Genomic DNA, 19,205 nt, shown 5'->3' on the forward strand with positions numbered 1-19,205 from the left:
CAGATGAAAGACCTTTTCGAATGCCGGGGCGGTGACCGACGGTCGGTCCGTCTGCGTGCGAGCACGATCCTGGCGCTCGGCGCGCTGCTGATCGCCGGCGGATGCGCCAATGTGCAGCATGTGGAGGTCGGTTCCATCCCGGACGACTATCGCACGCGCCATCCGATCGTGGTCTCGGAGGCCCAGACGGCGGTCGATATTCCGGTCGTCGCCTCCGACGCGAGCCTATCCTATGCCGATCGCGGCCGCGTCGAGGATTTCGCCGACCGGTTCCGCGCTTCCGGCGCCGACACGATCCAGGTGCTGCTGCCGATGGGATCGGCCAATCAATACGCCGCAGACCGTTTGTCGGACGGCATCGTCAAGGCCTTGCGCGGACGCAAGATCGCCCGCGACCGGATCTTCGTTCAGCCCTATTCGGCGGCGGGGGCGAGCGGACCGACGCCGATCCGCCTCGCCTATTCGTCGCTGGTCGCCAAGACCGGTCCCTGTGGCCGCTGGCCCGAGGATCTCGGGAACACCTCCGAAAACAAGAACTATTTCAATTTCGGTTGCGCCAGCCAGCAGAATCTCGCCGCCCAGATCGCCGATCCGCGCGATCTTCTGTCGCCGCGCGGCATGGATTCGAGCGACGCCGAACGGCGGACCACGATTCTCGAGAAATATCGCAAGGGCGAGCGGACGATGGCGCAGCCGAACGACACGGAGGCTGACTACCAATGGTAACCGCGGAGACGATCAGGGACGACGTGTCGTTCGACGCACCGGACGACGTGGAGGACGCGAGCGTCGGGCTGGACAAGGTCCGGCCGATGCCGCGGATATCGATCCAGGCCTTCTGCGAAACCGACGGGGTCTCCAAGCCGATCGAAAAGGCCGGCGAGGATCGCCGCATGGCGAAGACGCATCTGCGCGTCAACATGGGCGGCATTCGCGCGGCGGTCGAGCATTTTTCCGGGGCGCCGACGCCCAATCTGGTCTTGCTTGAATCGAAGCTGCCGCCGGGTGAACTTCTCGTCGAACTCGAGGCCTTGTCGGAGGTCTGCGACCCCGGCTCCAAGGTGGTCATCATCGGCCACTACAACGATGTCTCGCTCTATCGCGATCTCGTGCGCCGGGGCATCTCGGAATATCTCGTCGCACCGATCTCGATCGCCGACGTCATGACCGTAATCGGGGCGCTGTTCACCGCCCCCGACGCCGAGCCGCTCGGCCGTTCGATCGCCTTTGTCGGCGCCAAGGGCGGTGTCGGGTCTTCGACGATCGCCCATAACGTCGCCTGGTCCATTTCCAAGCTGTTTTCGAACGATGTGGTGCTCGCCGATCTGGATCTGCCGTTCGGCACGGCGAACATCAATTTCGACCAGGACCCGGCCCAGGGTATCGCGGAAGCGGTGTTTTCTGCCGAACGAATGGACGATGTGCTGCTCGACAGGCTGCTGTCGAAATGCGCCGAACACCTGTCTTTGCTGGCGGCGCCGTCCGTTCTCGACCGGACCTACGACTTTTCCGCCGATGCCTTCACCGCGCTGATCGAAACGGCCCAGCGAGGCGCGCCCATCGTCGCGCTCGACGTGCCGCATGTCTGGAACGACTGGACCCGGAGCGTCCTGGCGGATGCCGACCAAATCGTCATCGTCGCGACGCCGGATCTCGCCAATCTGCGCAATGCCAAAAACCTCGTCGACATGCTGAAGAAGCTGCGGCCGAACGATCCTGCGCCGCATCTCATCCTGAACCAGCTGGCGATCCCCAAGCGGCCCGAAATCTCGCCGGAGGAATTCTCCGAGCCGCTCGGGCTCGAGCCGATCGCCCAGATTGCGTTCGATCCGCTGGCATTCGGCAATGCCGCCAATAACGGTCAGATGATCGCCGAGATCGACGCCAAGCACGCCGCCGTCGAGGCCTTCCATCAGATTGCCCATGTCCTGACCGGGCGCGGCGAGCCAAAGAAACAAAGAAAATCGGGTCTGTTGGACCGTCTCCGTCGCAAATAGGCGCAGCCAAACCACCTTCTGGAGCAGCATCATCATGTTTGGAAAGCGCGGGAACGACAAGCCGCTCGACGGCGCGGCCGCCGTGGCGGCGCCTCCGAAGCCGGCGCCTCCGAAGCCGGCCGCGCCGCCGGCAGACAGCGCTCGGCCGGCCGAACCACCCGCACGTGCGAAAACGCCGCCGGCCGGGACGCATGTCGAGGCGCCTCGACATGCCGAGAGCGCGCCGATGGCGCGATCCGACAATTATTACGAGCGCAAGACCCAGGTCTTCGCGGCGCTGATCGATACGATCGACCTTTCGCAGCTCGCCAAGCTGGATGTCGAGAGCGCCCGCGAGGAGATCCGGGACATCGTCAACGACATCGTCTCGATCAAGAATTTCGCGATGTCGATCGCCGAGCAGGAGGATCTTCTCAGCGATATCTGCAACGATGTGCTCGGCTACGGACCGCTGGAGCCGCTGCTCGCCCGAGATGACATCTCCGACATCATGGTCAACGGCGCTCGCCAGACCTTCATCGAAGTCGCGGGCAAGGTCCAGCAGACCAATGTGCGGTTTCGCGACACGCAGCAGCTGCTCAACATCTGCCAACGGATCGTCAGCCAGGTCGGCCGACGCGTCGACGAAACCTCGCCGATCTGCGACGCGCGCCTGCCGGACGGCTCCCGCGTCAACGTCATCGCGCCGCCGCTGGCGATCGATGGCGCGGCCCTGACGATCCGCAAGTTCAAGAAGGACAAGCTGACGCTCGACCAGCTCGTCAATTTCGGCGCCATTTCGCCGGAGGGCGCGCAGATCCTGCAGATCATCGGCCGGGTGCGCTGCAACGTCGTCATTTCCGGCGGCACCGGCTCGGGCAAGACGACGCTGCTCAACTGCCTGACCCGCTACATAGACGAAGACGAGCGCATCATCACCTGCGAGGATTCGGCCGAACTGCAGTTGCAGCAGCCGCATGTCGTCCGGCTGGAAACCCGCCCGCCCAATATCGAGGGCGAGGGCGAGATCACCATGCGCGATCTGGTCAAGAACTGTCTGCGCATGCGTCCCGAGCGGATCATCGTCGGCGAGGTGCGCGGACCCGAGGTCTTCGATCTCCTGCAGGCGATGAACACCGGCCATGACGGCTCGATGGGCACGATCCACTCCAACTCGCCGCGCGAATGTCTCAACCGTATGGAATCGATGATCGCCATGGGTGGCTTTTCACTGCCCTCGCGGACGGTCAAGGAGATCATCGTCGGCTCCGTCGATGTCATCGTCCAGGCCGCGCGGCTGCGCGACGGCTCGCGCCGGATCACCCACATCACCGAAGTGCTCGGCATGGAGGGCGACGTGATCACCACCCAGGATCTGTTCGTCTACGACATGGTCGGCGAGGACGCGCAGGGCCGAATCCTCGGCCGCCATCGTTCGACCGGGGTTGGACGGCCGGCATTTTGGGATCGCGCGCGCTACTACAACGAGGAACAACGCCTCGCGGCGGCGCTCGACGCGAGTAACGCCGCCGAGCCGGCGAGGGACACGTGATGCTGACGTCGGCGGCGGGTCTCCTCTTCATTCTTTTGTCGATGGTCGCGGCCGGCGGTCTCGCCTATGCCTTCCTGCAGCCTCGCATCGCGGCCGAGAAGAAGGTCGAGATCCGGCGTTCTCAATATACGCGCGACGAAGGCGACCGCGCCTCGCTGAAAGTGGCGCGCGACCGGCTTCAGGAGCAATCCAAGCGACGCAAGACGATCCAGTCCTCGCTGAAGGATCTGGAAGACCGTCAGAAGGAGCGCGACAAGCATACCGGCAAGCTCACCTTGAAGCGCCGGCTGGAGCAGGCGGGACTTCCGTTGACGGTCGGGCATTTCGCGGCGATCAGCGTCGCCCTGGCGATCCTGGGCGTCTTGGCCGCGCTACTCTTCGGCCTGTCGTGGATTTTGACGCTGGGGGTCGCGATCTTCGCGGGGCTCGGACTTCCCCGCTTCATGCTCGCCCGCGCGCGAAAGCGGCGCCTGCAGAAATTCGTCGACCAATTTCCGAACGCCGTCGATCTCATCGTGCGCGGTGTCAAATCCGGCTTGCCGTTGAACGACACGCTGAAGATGGTTGCCAGCGAAATGCAGGAACCGGTGCGCAGCGAGTTCCAGAAGATCATGGAGACGCAGCAAATGGGCGTTTCGATCTCCGAATCCGTCGAGCGGCTCTATCGAAGCGTGCCGATCCCGGAGACCAATTTCTTCTCGATCGTCATCACCATCCAGGCGCAGGCCGGCGGCAATCTGTCCGAGGCGCTGGGCAATTTGTCCAAGGTGCTGCGCGACCGCAAGAAGATGAAGGGCAAGATTCAGGCGATGTCGATGGAGGCGAAGGCCTCAGGCGGTATCATCGGCTCCCTGCCCATCATCGTCGGCGGTCTCGTTTACCTAACGACCCCCGACTACATCTCGATCCTCTTCACCACCGATACCGGAAAGATCATTCTCCTTGCTTCGGCGATCTGGATGGCGCTCGGCATCTTCACCATGAAGAAAATGATCAATTTCGACTTCTGACCGGCGACCGATCGCCGGCGCCTGGCCATGGGCCACAAGAGACCGGTAGAAAGGCAGCATCCGACGATGGAATCGGTGTTTCAATATTTCGGCGTCTCGGGGTCGCTCGTCGTCAGCGTGGTGATCGCGGTCGCGGTGTTCACTACCCTCGTCACGATCACCCTGCCGCTGCTCGCCGGTAACCAGCTGAAAAGCCGTATGAAGGCGGTGGCGCTGGAGCGCGAGCAGGTGAGGGCGCGAGAGCGCGCGCGGCTGGCCATCGAAAAGGAACAGGGCCGTAGCGGCGGCTTGCGGCACCAGGACAGCACCGGCATCGTCGCGCTGGTCGTCAGCAGCCTGAACCTGCGCAAGGCGCTGGTCGACGACAAGACGGTCGCCAATCTGCGGGTCGCCGGCTATCGGGGCCAGCGACCGCTAACCCTCTTCCTCTTCGCCCGCGCGATCATGCCCCTGCTCATGCTGGCCCTTGCCGTGTTCTACGTTTTCGGTCTCGGGCTTTTTGCGACGCAGCCGACGATGTTTCGCGTCCTGGGCTGTATCGGCGTCGCCTATTTGGGATTTTACGCGCCGATCCTGTTCGTCAGCAACCAGGCGACCAAGCGCCGTCTTTCGATTACCCGCGCCTGGCCGGACGCGCTCGATCTTCTGTTGATATGCGTGGAATCGGGCAATTCCATCGAGGCCGCTTTCCGCCGGGTCGCCGAGGAAATCGGCATCCAGTCGATCGCGCTGGCAGAAGAGCTCGTTCTGGTTTGCGCCGAGTTGTCCTATCTGCCGGATCGCAAGGTCGCCTACGACAACCTCGCCGCCCGGACCGGCCTCGAGGGCGTGCGCTCCGTCTGCACCGCGCTCGTCCAGGCCGAGCGCTACGGCACGCCGCTGGGCACCGCGCTGCGTACGCTGTCGCAGGAAAATCGTGACATGCGCATGAACCTGGCGGAGAAGAAGGCCGCCGCGCTGCCGCCCAAGCTGACGGTGCCGATGATCATCTTCTTCCTGCCCGTGCTGTTCGCCGTCATTATCGGCCCGGCGATCATCCAGGTGATGGAGACGCAATAGGCCAGGCGCGGCAAGGCGCCGCCATCGTCGCGTCGCGCTTTCCGGCAACTGGCGGTCCACGACGCGAAAAAAGGGCGAAGCCCGCGCTCCGCCCTTTCGTTGCATTTTCTTGTACGTGGCGGAGCGGCGTCAGCTCTTGCCGCCGTCCTTGTCCTTCAGCATCGACCAGGTGTTCTGCTGGGCCAGCATCTCCTTGAGATAGGTGACGTTGGCCTGCGCCTCCTTGGGCGAAAGCTCCGCCGCGGCGATCGTCTCGGCTTCCGCGAAGCGGCCCTGCAGGCCGACGACCAACGCCAGGTTCTGGCGCACGCGGCTGTCGCTGCCGGGCCGTGCGGCCGCCGCGCGAAGGTATTTTTCGGCCGCCGGCAGATCGTTCGCCAAGAGGTAGGACATTCCCAGATTGGACAGAATTGTCGGCTCGTCCGGCGCCATGTCCAGCGCCTTGCGATACAGCACCCTGGCCTCGTCCGATTGGCCCAGCTGGTCGAGGATGGCGCCCTCCGCCGAATAAAGCCGCCAGTCCGGATAGTCCGGCGTCTGGGCACGGCGCACGGTCTCCAGCGCCTTCGGCAGATCGCCCGCTGCCGCCAGCGCCTTGCCATAGGCGGCCAGCACGTTGCGATCCTTGGGGTGGGCGATAGCCACCTGCTGCATCACTGCCAGGGACTGGTCGTTGCGACCGGCCATCTGCAGGGTGGCGGCATAGGAGAGGCCCGTCGCCTTGTCCTTGGAATTCTTTTCATAGGCCTGGCCATAGGAGGCCACCGCGTTCTGCAGTTCGCCGGACGACATCTGCGCCACCGTGCGGCCGGACGCCGGCTTGCTGACGGAGCCCGTAATCTCGTTGGAAACCGACGCGCACCCCTGGGTGAGTGCGAGAACCAGGGCGGCACCGACGAGAAGCCCCTGTCTCGATCGACGAATCGGTCTAGTTTCGCGCCCGACCATGAACTGCTCCCGTTTCGCCCGCGGATGACTGTTTGGCCGGCATTGATGCTACGGCCCGTGGCGGAGAGAATAATTTGTTAACCCTAACGGCCGGTTAATCCGTCGCCGCCGAAACAAGGAACCCGGCCCCATGACCGTTACCCTCGTCAGCGCCAGGACCGCCGCCGCCTTGCCCGTCTGGACCGCGGACAAGGCCGGGCTTGCAGCCCTGCCGGCCGCGACCGCCCATTGGGCGGAAACCGCGCGGTTCTCGGCCGAGGCGGGAGCCGTGCTGATCGTGCCGGACACGAAAGGCAACGTCGCCGGTGCGGTTCTCGGTCTCGGCAAAGGCGGCGCCGGAGAGGGCGCGTTGCAACGCCGCGCGCTGCTGGGCGGGGCGCTCGCCGGCAAGCTGCCGGCAGGGGAGTGGTATTTTGCCGACGAGACCGCCGTCGGCGGGCCGCTCGCCTCGCTGGCGCTCATTCTCGGCGGCTATCGCTTCGACCGCTACCGGTCGTCGAAAGCGGATGACGGCGGCGACGTCCGCTTTCTTGCCGCCGATGGCTCCGACAAGGCGGACATCGAGAGCATCGCGGCGGGCGTCTTTCTCGCGCGCGATCTGATCAACACGCCGACCAGCGACATGGGACCGGCCGAACTGGAGGGCGCCGTGCGCTCGCTCGGCGACGGGTTCGGCGCGCGCGTCGACACGATCGAGGGCGACGCGCTGCTGGAGCTGAACTTTCCGATGGTCCACGCCGTCGGCCGGGCGAGCGCGTCGGCACCGCGGCTGATCGATCTTTGCTGGGGCCGGCCGGAGGATCCGAAGCTGACCCTGGTCGGCAAGGGGGTCTGCTTCGACACCGGCGGCCTCGACATCAAGCCCGCGTCCGGCATGTTGCTGATGAAGAAGGACATGGGCGGCGCCGCCAACGTGCTCGGCCTCGCCCGCATGGTGATGGCGGCCAAGCTACCGGTGCGCCTGCGCGTGCTGATCCCGGCTGTCGAGAACGCGATTTCGGGCGATGCCTTCCGGCCGGGCGATGTCCTGACCAGCCGCAAGGGCAAGACGGTCGAGATCGGCAACACCGACGCCGAGGGGCGGTTGGTGCTGGCCGACGCGCTGGCGCTGGCCGACGAGGAAGCGCCGGATCTCCTGATCGACATGGCGACGCTGACCGGCGCGGCGCGGGTGGCGCTCGGACCCGACATCGCGCCGTTCTATACGGACGATAGCGCGCTCGCCGGCGAGATCGCGCAAGCCGGCCTCGATGTCGCCGACCCGGTCTGGCGAATGCCGCTCTGGCAACCCTATGCGGCGAACCTTGCCTCCAAGATCGCCGACACCAACAATATCACCAGCGACGCCTTCGCCGGATCGGTGACCGCGGCGCTGTTCCTGCAAGGCTTCGTCGAAAAGGCCAATAGCTGGTCGCATTTCGACGTCTATGGCTGGCGGCCGAAGCCAAGCCCGATCGGGCCGGTCGGCGGTGAGGCGCAGGCGATCCGGGCGCTGTTCGCGGTTCTCAAGACGCGCTTTCCGGCACGGTGAGGAAACTGACGCCATGACATCGCCTCTCGATTCCCGTCTCAACGCGTTCCGCGATGATCTCGCCGATGTCCGATTGCAGGGGCGGGTGGAAGCCACGCGCTTCGTCCGCGGCGAGGAATGCCGCATCCTCACTCCGCTGGCGCCGGTGCGCCGTCGTCCCTCGCCCGACGCGCCGCTCGACACCGAGGCGCTGTTCGGCGAACCGGTGACGGTCTTCGAGATTGACGCCGAGGGTTGGTCCTGGGTGCAGCTCGGCACGGACGGCTATGTCGGTTACGTTCCGAGCGTGGCGATCGGCCACCTCGGCGCCGCACCGACCCACCGAGTTTGCGTGCCCCGGACGCTGCTGTTTCCCGGTCCCGACATCAAGCTGCCGCCGCTGCACGATCTTCCGATGGGCGCGTTGGTCACCGTCACCGGCGCGGCCGAGGATCACAACGCGCGCTACGCGATGACCCAGCCCCATGGCGCCGTGGTGGAACAGCATCTGAAGCCGCTCGGAACCATGGAGCAGGATTTCGTGGCGGTTGCCGAGCGGTTTGTCGGCGTGCCCTATCTGTGGGGCGGCAAGAGCGCGTCGGGCATCGATTGCTCCGGTCTTGTCCAGATATCGTGCCAGATGGCCGGCATCGCCGCGCCGCGCGACACCGACATGCAGGGGCGCGCGCTGGGCACCCACATCGCCGGCTGCGAGTTAGGTCAGTCGGCGCAGGATGCGAGCGGAAAACCGGTTTCCACTTTTTCCCATTCCGCACGGGAACGCGGCGACCTCGTCTTCTGGAAGGGCCATGTCGGCATCATGCTGGACGGCACACGGCTCCTCCACGCCAACGCCCATCACATGCTGACCGCGATCGAGCCGCTGGCCGCCGCGATCGCGCGGCTGGAGGCGAAGGGGGCGGCGGTGACCAGCATCAGGCGGATGGACACGAGCCCCGCTGCGTAATTGCAATATGCTTTCAACCAGTTATCCCCCCCCGATGGGCGATCCGGATCATGATTCAAATTCCCCTCAGTAATCCGGGAAGCGATTCCGAGGAGTTCAAAAAAATTTGCTGAGGTGGTCCTGCGTCAAACTACCGCGGGGAAATTGCCGGAGCGCTGGGGGCTTCACCTCTCCAGGTAAGGAATTGTTAGGCACCTATGCGTAATCCCTCATAATCTGTTCTTGCGAGATCGGGCGTCGATTAACTGCGCTTCAGAAAGTAAATCCGAGAAATATGGTATTCTAAGGGAGACTGAAAATAATGAAACTTTCGGATATGAAGTTTTCCTCGCGAATAGGAATAATCGACGCGATCTGTATTTCTGGCATGCTGAACCTCGTCGCCATCTTCGCCGTCAACCAGAGGATTCGCGCGGGCTACGCTGGCGCGATCGAGATCGCGCAGAATACGGCGCATAAATTTGGAACTCACAGCCGGATCTCTATCCCTCGTAAGGAAATTTTCCCATGCGCTTGAAAATCGGAAGCACGCTATACGTCTTCGCGGCCGTGGTCGGCGGTGCGTTCATCATTTCATCGCTGATCAGCTTCGGCGTTCTCGAGCGTTTGAAGGTAAATGGTCCTCTCTACGGACATATTGTGCAAAGCAAGGATCTCCTTGCCGATATCCTGCCACCGCCGGAATATATCATCGAGCCCTATCTGGAGGTCGTCTCGGCGAACGCCGGTTATACCCAACCTGCCGGCGTCGAACAGCGCTTGTCCGACCTGAAGAAGGTCTACGACGAGCGGCATGAGTATTGGCTGGCCTCCGACCTTCGCGCCGATATCAAGAAGCTGATCACCGTCGATACGCACCGCTACGCACAGGAATTCTGGAATACCGTCGATAGCGAATTTCTTCCTGCGCTGGCGGCTCGGGACGTGTCGGCTCGGGACAAGGCGTTCCAGGCTGTGTCGGCGGCGTATCATGCGCATCGGGCGATCATCGATGAACTCGTCGCAACCGCGAATGCCAGAGGCGTCGAGTTGGAGAATGAAGCGGCGTCGGAAAGCACGCTTGGCACGACGGGACAGATCGTTAGCGGGCTTCTCGCGCTCCTGATTCTGGCCGGCGGTATTTTCTTTATCATTCGGCGGGTCGTGCGCCCGTTGGCCGCCATGTCGACGGCTATGAACGAGCTGTCCTCGGGCGATCTCGATGTGGTCGTGACGGGAGCCGATCGTCCTGATGAAATCGGCGATCTGGCGCGGGCGCTTGAAATCTTCAAGTCAGCGGAGATCGAGAAGCGTCAGCTCCAGGCCGATGCGCTGGAGACTGAACGTCGCTCCAAATTGGAACTCGCGACGACCTCAGAAAATGCCGCGACGAATGCGCGTAACCTTCTCATCCAGAACCTCGGGCCGGCTTTCGAAAGGCTGGCCGACGGCGACCTGACGGTCAGACTGGACGACAGCATCGGCCACGACTTCAGCGAAGTACGTGATCAATTCAACGCTAGTGTCGGCAAGCTGGAGGATGCGATCGGCAATGTGGTGACCTCGATCGGCTCGATCCGGTCTGGCCTGCAGGAGATCAACACGGCCTCGAACGACCTGTCGCAGCGCACCGAGCAGCAGGCGGCGAGCCTGGAAGAGACGGTGGCGGCGCTGGGCGAGGTGACGACGGCGGTGAACCAGACCGCCGAGGGCGCCGGCAAGGCGCAGACGGCGGCCAGTACCGCCCGCGGCAAAGCCGAAAAGGGCGGCGAGATCGTCGGCCAGGCGGTGGCGGCGATGAGCCAGATCGAAAAGTCCTCCGAGCAGATCAACCAGATCATCTCGGTGATCGACGAAATCGCCTTCCAGACCAACCTTCTGGCGCTGAACGCGGGCGTCGAGGCGGCGCGGGCCGGCGAAGCCGGCAAGGGCTTTGCGGTGGTCGCCCAGGAAGTGCGTGGACTGGCCCAGCGCTCGGCCGAAGCGGCCAAGGAGATCAAGACGCTGATCGCGACGTCGCGCAGCCAGGTGGAAAGCGGCGTCGAGCTGGTGACGGCCTCAGGCAAGTCGCTGGACGAGATCGTCGCGGAGGTCAGTTCGATGGCCGAGCTGATTGCGAGCATCGCGGTGAGCGCCAAGGAACAGGCGACGAGCTTGCGCGAGGTGTCGGGCGCGGCGGATCAGATGGATAAGGTGACGCAGCAGAACGCGGCGATGGTGGAAGAGGCGACGGCGGCGAGCCAGACCTTGACCAACGAGACCGAGGAACTGGCGAGCGCGATGGCGCAGTTCAAGACCGCCGGCTCGGCCGGCTCTGGGCGGGGTCAGGCATCGCGGTCGGGTGGCAACGCCGCCCCTGCCGCCAACCGGGCACGGCCGGCGACCGCGTCGCGGGGCGTGCCGCAGATGAAGACCACCGGAACGGGCGGCGCCGCCCGTGCCCCCAAGGCCGAATCCGACAGCTGGGAGGAGTTCTGATCCTCTTTCCAACCTGGATGATCGGCGGCGTCCGTCGGTCATCCCCTGGTTCGAAGGGCCAATTCCTCAATGAGCGATGCCGAGGATCCGATCACCCGATCGGGTCCTCGGCTGTTTCTGGATCCAGGATCGAGCGGACATGACGCCGCCGCCGCGGCGCGGGTTCAGTAGCCCGCCGCGCGATCGACCACGCCGCGCAGCGTCTCGCCGCGCTCATGCGCCGCGATCTGACGCATGACCTCCGGGGCCAACGCATCGGGATCGGAGATGGCGGCGGCGTGGGGGATGTCCCGAAGTTTGTTGAACTTCGTTGAGCGGCGATGCCGGGTTGAACGTTACGCGGCCCTCGATGCAGGGGCAATGAACTTTTCGGCATTTTGGCGCTGATGGGCNCAGCTGGGAAGAGTTCTGATCCCGGCCGGGACCGCCTGGTCGGATCATCGATAAATTCGGTTAGCGGGCCGGCGGGGCCTTTAAGTTCTCGCCGGCCTTTCCATGTCCGCGGACTGACAAGCAGGGAGCGCGGTCATGCAATTGGAAGGCAATGTCGCCGTCATCACCGGTGCCGGCTCGGGCATCGGCAAGGAAATCGCCCTCGCCTTTGCGCGGGAGGGGGCCAGGGTCGCGGTCTGCGACATCGATAGGGCCGGGGCCGACGCGGTTGTCGTGGGACTGGAAGCGGCCGGCGCCGAAGCGATGGCGGTGACGATGGATGTCACCGACGAAAGCGCGGTGAACGCTGGCGTCGACAACGTCGCGGCCCGATTCGGCCGCATCGACACGATGATCTCCAACGCCGGCATCCAGATCGTCCACCCCATCGAGGACTTTCCCTATGCCGAGTTTCGCAAGCTGGTGGCGATCCATCTCGACGGGTCGTTCTTGCTGACCAAGGCCTGCGTGAAACACATGTATCCGCAACAATCCGGCGCGCTGATCTACATGGGCTCGGCCCACAGCCACGAGGCCTCGGCGCTGAAAAGCGCCTATGTCGCGGCCAAACACGGCATTCTCGGACTGTCCCGGGTGATGGCCAAGGAGGGCGCCAAACATGGGGTGCGCGCCAACACGATCTGCCCCGGTTTTGTGAAAACGCCGCTCGTGGAAAAGCAGATCCCCGAGCAGGCACGCGATCTTGGCATTTCCGAGCAGGAGGTCGTCGACCGGATCATGCTCGGGGAAACAGTCGACCAGGAATTCACGACGATGGCGGATGTCGCCGCGGTCGCCGTGTTCCTCGCCGCTTTCCCCTCGAACGCCCTCACCGGCCAGTCGATCGTGCCGAGCCATGGCTGGCACATGGCCTGACGCGATGCGCGTCCTATCTCTCTCGCCGAAAGAAGGAGTCTCCCATGGAAATCATCACCCTCCAGCCGATCGTCGCGCTGGTCGCCGGCATCCTGATCCTGATCATGCCACGGCTGCTCAGCTACATCGTCGCGTTCTATCTGATCTTCGTCGGATTGACCGCGATGTTCCCCGACTTCTTGACCCGCTTCGGCACAGCCGGCTGAGGTGCGGCGCCAGCGCGTCGGCAGGTCATCTGCGATGATACGGCGAAACTGACGGGCGGAAGACGGAACGCCGTCGCCGTTCGCCGCGAACTCACGCGAAAGGAGATCGTGATGACCCATCCCGTGATCGCTGAAGGCCGGATCGCCGTCGTCACCGGCGGCGCCTCCGGTATCGGGTTGGCCGCAGCCAAGCGCTTCGCCGAAGCCGGCATGACGGTCTGCCTCGTCGACCGGGCGGCCGAGCGCCTGGCCGAGGCGAAGGAATCGGTTTCGGCGCTGAGCCCGTCCGGCAGCGTGCTGACCTCGAACACCGACGTCGGCGACCGCGCGGCGGTCGAGGCATTGGCGAAGAACCTGTTCGGGCGCTTCGGGACGATTCACCTCGTCTTCGACAATGCCGGTATCCAGCCCGGCAGCGACATCTTCGGGCGAGTCGCCAATTGGGACATGGTGCTGCGCACCAATCTGCACGGGGTCATCCATGTCGCTCAAATCTTCGGCGAGCGGATGGTCGCGGAGGGCGAGCCGGGACTGATCGTCGTCACAGGCTCCAAGCAGGGCATCACCACGCCGCCGGGCGACCCCGCCTACAATGTCGCCAAGGCCGGGGTGAAGGCGTTTACCGAGGCGCTGCAGCATGATCTGCGCAACCGCGAAGGCTGCCGGATCGAGGCGCGCCTGATGATCCCCGGCTTCGTGTTCACGCCCTTGACCCAAAAGGGCCGCGCCGAGAAGCCGGATGCGGCATGGACGGCTGAGCAGACCGTCGAGTTCATGCTGGAAAGGCTCGGGACCGAGGATTTCTACATCCTCTGCCCGGATGGTGAGGTGACGCGGGAGATGGACGAAAAGCGCATCGCCTGGGCGGCTGGTGACCTCGTCGAGAACCGCCCGCCGCTGTCGCGCTGGCACCAGGACTGGGCCGAGAAGTTCAAGGCTTGGACGGTGCGGACGTAGGACGGCCAGCTGTGGCTTTCGCTATGGTAAGCAGCGCCTCCACATCCACCACCCGTTCCAACGCGTCGGCGATCTCATCCAGCGCGGCCTCGACGCCGGCACGGTAGCCGGGTCCGGCGGCCTCCAGCCCGAAGCGCGACAGATAGCGCCGGCGCCAGTCGTCGGCCCCGAACAACCCGTGCAGATAGGTGCCGAAGACGCGGCCATCGGCCGATGTCGCGCCGTCCGGCTGCCCGTCGATGAGGCACACCGGCCGGGCGCAGTCCGGGCCGCTCGTTCGACCGAGGTGGATCTCGTACCCTTCCAGTGGCTCGCCGTCGGGGGTTGTCGCGCGGGCCTCGCGCACGGTCTTTTCCGGCTCCATCACGGTTTCGACGTCGAGGAGGCCGAGCCCTTCCGCTTCGCGCACCGCCCCCTCGATGCCGTCCGGATCGCGGACGAGGCGCCCCAGCATCTGGTAGCCGCCGCACAGGCCGACGACATGGCCGCCGCGCGCATGATGGGTGGCAAGGTCCCGGTCCCAACCATTGGCCCGGAAGCCGGCAAGGTCGGCGATGGTCGATTTCGAGCCCGGAACCAGCACCAGCGCCGCGTCGGTCGGCAGGCTTTCGCCGGGTCGTATGAACGCGACCTCGACGCCTGCTTCGGCCTCCAGCGGATCGAGATCGTCGAAATTGGCGATCCGGCCAAGCAGCGGGACGGCGATCTTGAGTTTGCCTGACTGGCCGCCGCGCGACAGCCGTTCCAGCGCGACGGAATCCTCGGCCGGCAGTTTTGCGGCGGCGCTCAGATGCGGCACGACGCCGAAGGACGGCCAGCCGGTAAACCGGGTGATCGCGGCAAGCCCATCGTCAAACAGCGAGACGTCGCCGCGGAACTTGTTGATCAGGAAGCCCGCCACCATCGCCCGGTCGTCTTCGGTCAGGATCGCATGGGTGCCGACGAGCGAGGCGATGACGCCGCCGCGATCGATGTCGCCGACGAGGATCACCGGAACCTTGGCGGCGGTGGCAAAGCCCATATTGGCGATGTCGCCGGCTCTAAGATTGATCTCGGCCGGCGAGCCGGCGCCCTCGACGATGACCAGATCGGCCTCGGCCGAGAGCGCCGCGAAGCTGTCGAGCACGTGCTGAAGGAGTGCGGGTTTCAGCCGCTGGTAGTCGCGGCCCCTGGCCTCGCCGGCGACGCGACCGCGAACCACGATCTGGCTGCCGGTCTCCGATTGCGGCTTCAACAGCACCGGGTTCATGTCGACGGTCGGCGGCGTGCCGCAGGCCAGCGCCTGCAGCCATTGTGCACGGCCGATCTCGCCGAAGTCCGCCGTGCCGGGAATGGCGGCGACGGCCGCGTTGTTCGACATGTTCTGCGGCTTGAACGGGCGAACGGCGAGGCCGCGCCGGGCGAACAGTCGGCAGAGCCCGGCGACGAGCACCGTCTTGCCGACGTCGGAGCCGGTGCCCTGCAGCATGATGGCGGCGGTCTGGCGCATGTTCCCTCCTCGCCCGACGCGCGGCACAAGTCCAGTGCCCGGCCCGAGCTTGATCGTCCGGGATGTCTGTATTACATTTGAGAAAACGTAATACAGATGGGGCAGCCATGCAGACCTTCGGCAGTCGCGCGTTCAATCAGCAACATGGCCGCGTCAAGGAAGCGGCGCGGAAGGCTCCCGTTCGCATCACCGAGCGCGGAGAGCCGGCCTTCGTCCTGATGTCCGAGGCGGAATACCGGCGGCTATCACGCCAGCGGCCGACGCTTCTCGACTTCCTGGCCGATCCTCGTCCCGAAGCCGACTTCGATTTCTCCCCCGAGCGCGTGGACATCGCGACCCGGGACGTCGATCTTGGCTGATGCATTATCTGTTCGACACCAACGTTATTTCCGACAGCCGGCGGCCTGAGCGGACCAACGATCATTTCAGGGGCTTCATCGCGGCAATCGCGCCGGAGGATTTCGGCGTGTCGGTCGTGACGATCCTCGAAATCGAGTTCGGCATCCTGCGCCAGGAGAGGCGGGACGCGAACTTCGCGCGACTGCTGCGCGAATGGCTCGAGGCGCTGGTTCTGCCGCTGCTGGATAACCGCGTCATCGATGTGACGCTGCCGATCGCGCGTCGCTGCGCGACACTTCCGACGCCGAACAGCGCGTCCACGAACGACGCGCTCATTGCGGCAACGGCGCTGGAGCTGAAACTTCCTGTCGTCACCCGCAATATTGGCGATTTCGTACCATTCGGCGTCGAGATCATCGATCCCTGGCAGGCGGATCGCTCCGGTCCGCGCCCGCGATAAGCGGCTTGCCGCGCGTGCCCAGATCGATTTGGCGGTTGCCGGGCGACACCCGCTTTCGCAGACTCCGTTTGACCGTGTGGCCCTCCCGGTCTACCGGTTTTGACGAAACTGACGGTGCCCGGTTACGGGCTGAAACACATTCCGGTGCGGCCGACCCAAGCAGGGGGCCAAGACGGAACTGTCGGACCGAACCGTGCTCCGGATTCGCCGGGCCCGGCTCCTCCGGCGTCGAAACGAGATGAACGGAGGCCGATCATGAAGGCTCTGATGCTGTGCGGCCATGGTAGCCGCGACCAGGGCGCGATGACCGAGTTCGGCGGCTTGGCGGACAAGCTCCGCGCGCGCCTGCCGGACTGGCGTGTCGAACACGGCTATCTGGAATTCGCCAAGCCGGTCATTCGCGACGGTCTCGACCGCCTGCGGGAAAGCGGCGCGGACACCGTCCTGGCGCTGCCGGGGATGCTGTTCGCCGCCGGTCACGCCAAGAACGATATTCCCTCGGTCCTCAACACCTATGCGGCCGCCCACGGCCTTCAGATCGAATATGGCCGCGAACTCGGCATCGATCCGAAGATGATCCGGGCCGCCGGCGATCGGATCAAGGCGTGCCTCGTCGCCGACGGCTGGCGCGAGGGCGAGCCGCTGCACGACACCATGCTGGTCGTGGTCGGGCGCGGCGCCTCGGACCCCGACGCCAACTCCAACGTTTCCAAGGTCATGCGGATGCTGTGGGAAGGTCTCGGCTTCGGCTGGGGCGAGACCGCCTATTCGGGCGTCACCTTCCCGCTGGTCGAACCCGGCCTCGACCATGCCAGCCGGCTCGGCTACCGGCGTATCGTCGTCTTTCCCTATTTCCTGTTCACCGGCGTGCTGGTGCGGCGGATCTACGACCAGACCGACAATGTCGCGGCCCGCCATCCCGAAATCCGGTTCCTCAAGGCTGGTTATCTCGCCGCCCATGACCTTGTGGTGGAAACCTTCGTCGATCGCCTGAACGAGATCCTCGAAGGCACCAACAACATGAACTGCCAGATGTGCAAATATCGCGAGCAGGTGCTCGGCTTCGAGGCGGAGGTCGGGCTCGCCCAGGAAAGCCATCACCATCACGTCGAGGGCCTTGGCTCCTCGGCCGACTGCCCGCTTTGCGACACCGTCTGCACCGGCGCCTGCCGCGCGGCGGCGCAGGGGCATGACCACGGTCATCAAATCGCCCGTGCGGGCGGCCATGTCCATCACGACCATGACCATACGCATGAAGGAGGGCAGGCCCATCATCACGATCATGACCACGGCCATTCGCATGGTGACGCCGGCCATCACCACCATCCCTATCCGCAGGCCGACCATCCGCTCGGTCCGCAGTCTATGAAAGCCGGGGCGATGCAGAGGGCGGTGAGCAAGCCATGAAGCCGCTATTCGACCGCTACGCGATCGTCGACTGGTCCGCGTCCAACACGCCGACCACCGGCAAGGATTCGATCTGGATCGCGTTTGCCGAGCGCGACGGGGCCGAGACGCGCCTCATCGAGACGGTGAACCCGCCGACCCGCAGTGCCGCGATGGCGAAGCTGCGCCAGTTCTTCCGCGACGCGCTGGCCGAGGACAAGCGGGTCTTCGCCGGCTTCGATTTTCCCTTCGGCTATCCGGCCGGCGCCACCGCCGCGATCGCCGGTGCGCCGGACTGGCGGGCACTGTGGGGCTTCTTCGCCGACGCGCTCAAGGATCGCGACGACAATTTTTCCAACCGCTTCGAGGTCGCCGGCCGGCTGAACCGCGAGGCGTTGGCCACGGCGCCGATGTATTGGGGGCGGCCGATGCATCAGGAGATTCCGGGCCTGCCGGTCGCCAAGCCCGAGCCCTATCCGACCGGGCTCGCCGAGCGGCGTCTCGCCGAACGCCGGGCGATCAAGGCGCAGCCGGTGTGGAAGCTCGCCTTTGCCGGCAGTGTCGGCAGCCAGGTGATCACTGGCCTCGCCCGGCTGGAGCATCTCAGGCGCGATCCGGAATTCGCGGAACTTCTGGCCGTCTGGCCGTTCGAGACGGGCTTTGCGGACGATCTCGCCGCGCCGATCGTGCTGGCGGAGATCTATCCCGGCTTGGTGCCGGTCGAGCAGGGCGACAAGTCCTGCCTCGACGAGGCGCAGGTCGAAGCGCTCGCCGACATCTTCGCGCGCTTCGACGCGGAAGGGCGCCTCGGCGAAGTCTTGTCGGCACCGGCCGATCTCTCCGAGGCCGAGTCCGCCGCGGTGTTGTCCGAGGAGGGCTGGATCGCCGGGCTGGGACATCGGCTGGTCGAGACCACCGCCGAAGAGTCCGACCCCTATCTCGCCCCCGGCGCGCGCCTCTCCTACATCCGCAACCCGGCCGCGATCTACGCCGAGAGCTTTCGGCTGATCCGCCAGGAATCAGACCTGTCGCCCATTCCGGAGGTCGGTCATGATCTGGCGATCCGCCTGATACACGCCTGCGGCATGCCGGACATTCTCTCCAATCTGGTTCTGTCCGAAGGCGCGATCGAGGCGGGGCGCGCGGCGCTCGAAAGTGGGGCGCCGATCTTGTGCGATTCCGAAATGGTGTCGCACGGCATCATCTCCGCCAAGCTGCCGCGCCAGAACAAGATCGTCTGCCGGCTGGGCGACCCGCGCACCCGGCGTATCGCCGAGCGCGAGGGCACCACCCGCTCCGCCGCGCAGGTCGATCTGTGGATCGATTTGATGGAAGGGGCGGTGGTGGCGATCGGCAACGCGCCGACGGCGCTCTATCGCCTGCTGGAAAAGCTGGAGGAAGGCGCGCCCCGACCCGCCCTGATCATTGGCCTGCCGGTCGGTTTCGTCGGTGCGGCAGAATCGAAGGCCGAGCTTGCGCGCGACGTCCACGGCGTGCCCTTCGTCACGCTGACGGGGCGTCGCGGCGGCAGCGCCATGGCGGCGGCGGCAGTGAACGCGCTGGCAAGCGGTCTTAACTGAC

At 65.1% G+C, this 19,205-nt stretch carries 18 protein-coding genes; 16 read left to right on the forward strand and 2 right to left on the reverse strand.

What is annotated here, in order from left to right:
- The first annotated feature begins 3 nt into the window (after positions 1-3).
- The 5 genes from VQ045_RS10230 (at position 4) to VQ045_RS10250 (ending at position 5,597) form a co-directional block, all read left to right on the forward strand.
- Positions 4-726, forward strand: a complete 723-nt coding sequence (locus VQ045_RS10230) for a CpaD family pilus assembly protein (RefSeq protein WP_331830021.1) — start codon at positions 4-6, stop codon at positions 724-726.
- On the forward strand, positions 720-1,997 hold the full coding sequence (locus VQ045_RS10235) for an AAA family ATPase (RefSeq protein WP_327625656.1): 1,278 nt from the start codon (positions 720-722) through the stop codon (positions 1,995-1,997). Before VQ045_RS10230 ends, VQ045_RS10235 begins: the two co-directional genes overlap by 7 nt.
- 34 nt (positions 1,998-2,031) lie before the next feature.
- A complete protein-coding gene (locus VQ045_RS10240) occupies positions 2,032-3,528 on the forward strand; it encodes a CpaF family protein (RefSeq protein ID WP_327625655.1) in 1,497 nt (498 codons plus the stop codon).
- Positions 3,528-4,538, forward strand: a complete 1,011-nt coding sequence (locus VQ045_RS10245; RefSeq protein ID WP_331830022.1) for a type II secretion system F family protein — start codon at positions 3,528-3,530, stop codon at positions 4,536-4,538. The genes VQ045_RS10240 and VQ045_RS10245 overlap by 1 nt, the downstream gene beginning before the upstream one ends.
- 66 nt (positions 4,539-4,604) lie before the next feature.
- A complete protein-coding gene (locus tag VQ045_RS10250; RefSeq protein WP_327625653.1) occupies positions 4,605-5,597 on the forward strand; it encodes a type II secretion system F family protein in 993 nt (330 codons plus the stop codon).
- Between the two features lie 129 nt (positions 5,598-5,726).
- On the opposite strand, the gene VQ045_RS10255 is transcribed toward VQ045_RS10250, so the two are convergent.
- Positions 5,727-6,545 carry a tetratricopeptide repeat protein gene (locus VQ045_RS10255; protein WP_331830023.1) on the reverse strand — a complete coding sequence of 273 codons (819 nt, stop codon included), beginning with the start codon at positions 6,543-6,545 and terminating at the stop codon, positions 5,727-5,729.
- A gap of 130 nt (positions 6,546-6,675) precedes the next feature.
- Between VQ045_RS10255 and VQ045_RS10260 the strand changes: the two genes are divergently transcribed.
- From VQ045_RS10260 to VQ045_RS10295, 7 genes are all read left to right on the forward strand, one after another.
- Complete coding sequence (locus VQ045_RS10260; RefSeq protein WP_331830024.1) at positions 6,676-8,076, forward strand: leucyl aminopeptidase family protein; 1,401 nt, start codon at positions 6,676-6,678, stop codon at positions 8,074-8,076.
- A 13-nt stretch (positions 8,077-8,089) separates the two neighbouring features.
- On the forward strand, positions 8,090-9,022 hold the full coding sequence (locus VQ045_RS10265; RefSeq protein ID WP_331830025.1) for a C40 family peptidase: 933 nt from the start codon (positions 8,090-8,092) through the stop codon (positions 9,020-9,022).
- A gap of 301 nt (positions 9,023-9,323) precedes the next feature.
- Positions 9,324-9,539, forward strand: a complete 216-nt coding sequence (locus VQ045_RS10270) for a hypothetical protein (RefSeq protein WP_327625649.1) — start codon at positions 9,324-9,326, stop codon at positions 9,537-9,539.
- A complete protein-coding gene (locus VQ045_RS10275; protein ID WP_331830026.1) occupies positions 9,530-11,479 on the forward strand; it encodes a methyl-accepting chemotaxis protein in 1,950 nt (649 codons plus the stop codon). Before VQ045_RS10270 ends, VQ045_RS10275 begins: the two co-directional genes overlap by 10 nt.
- Before the next feature lie 528 nt (positions 11,480-12,007).
- On the forward strand, positions 12,008-12,787 hold the full coding sequence (locus VQ045_RS10285) for a 3-hydroxybutyrate dehydrogenase (RefSeq protein WP_331830027.1): 780 nt from the start codon (positions 12,008-12,010) through the stop codon (positions 12,785-12,787).
- Positions 12,788-12,831: 44 nt separating this feature from the next.
- Positions 12,832-12,993, forward strand: coding sequence for a DUF3096 domain-containing protein (locus VQ045_RS10290; protein ID WP_327622836.1), 162 nt, complete (start codon positions 12,832-12,834; stop codon positions 12,991-12,993).
- Between the two features lie 111 nt (positions 12,994-13,104).
- The gene (locus VQ045_RS10295; RefSeq protein WP_331830028.1) at positions 13,105-13,950 is read left to right on the forward strand and encodes an SDR family NAD(P)-dependent oxidoreductase; all 846 of its coding nucleotides are present in this window, start codon (positions 13,105-13,107) and stop codon (positions 13,948-13,950) included.
- Here VQ045_RS10295 and VQ045_RS10300 read toward each other — a convergent pair.
- Positions 13,925-15,439, reverse strand: a complete 1,515-nt coding sequence (locus VQ045_RS10300; RefSeq protein WP_331830029.1) for a cobyric acid synthase — start codon at positions 15,437-15,439, stop codon at positions 13,925-13,927. The two genes, VQ045_RS10295 and VQ045_RS10300, sit on opposite strands and share 26 nt — an antisense overlap.
- 107 nt (positions 15,440-15,546) lie before the next feature.
- Between VQ045_RS10300 and VQ045_RS10305 the strand changes: the two genes are divergently transcribed.
- The 4 genes from VQ045_RS10305 (at position 15,547) to VQ045_RS10320 (ending at position 19,204) form a co-directional block, all read left to right on the forward strand.
- Positions 15,547-15,798, forward strand: coding sequence for a type II toxin-antitoxin system Phd/YefM family antitoxin (locus VQ045_RS10305; RefSeq protein WP_327622830.1), 252 nt, complete (start codon positions 15,547-15,549; stop codon positions 15,796-15,798).
- The gene (locus tag VQ045_RS10310) at positions 15,798-16,238 is read left to right on the forward strand and encodes a type II toxin-antitoxin system VapC family toxin (protein ID WP_327645493.1); all 441 of its coding nucleotides are present in this window, start codon (positions 15,798-15,800) and stop codon (positions 16,236-16,238) included. The genes VQ045_RS10305 and VQ045_RS10310 overlap by 1 nt, the downstream gene beginning before the upstream one ends.
- Positions 16,239-16,493: 255 nt before the next feature.
- Complete coding sequence (locus tag VQ045_RS10315) at positions 16,494-17,645, forward strand: sirohydrochlorin chelatase (protein WP_331830031.1); 1,152 nt, start codon at positions 16,494-16,496, stop codon at positions 17,643-17,645.
- An 881-nt stretch (positions 17,646-18,526) separates the two neighbouring features.
- Positions 18,527-19,204: a precorrin-8X methylmutase gene (locus VQ045_RS10320; RefSeq protein ID WP_331830061.1), complete on the forward strand. Its 678-nt coding sequence runs from the start codon at positions 18,527-18,529 to the stop codon at positions 19,202-19,204.
- The last annotated feature ends 1 nt before the right edge of the window (position 19,205 follow it).

Source organism: Aurantimonas sp. E1-2-R+4 (assembly GCF_036549515.1).
GTDB lineage: Bacteria > Pseudomonadota > Alphaproteobacteria > Rhizobiales > Rhizobiaceae > Aurantimonas > Aurantimonas coralicida_A.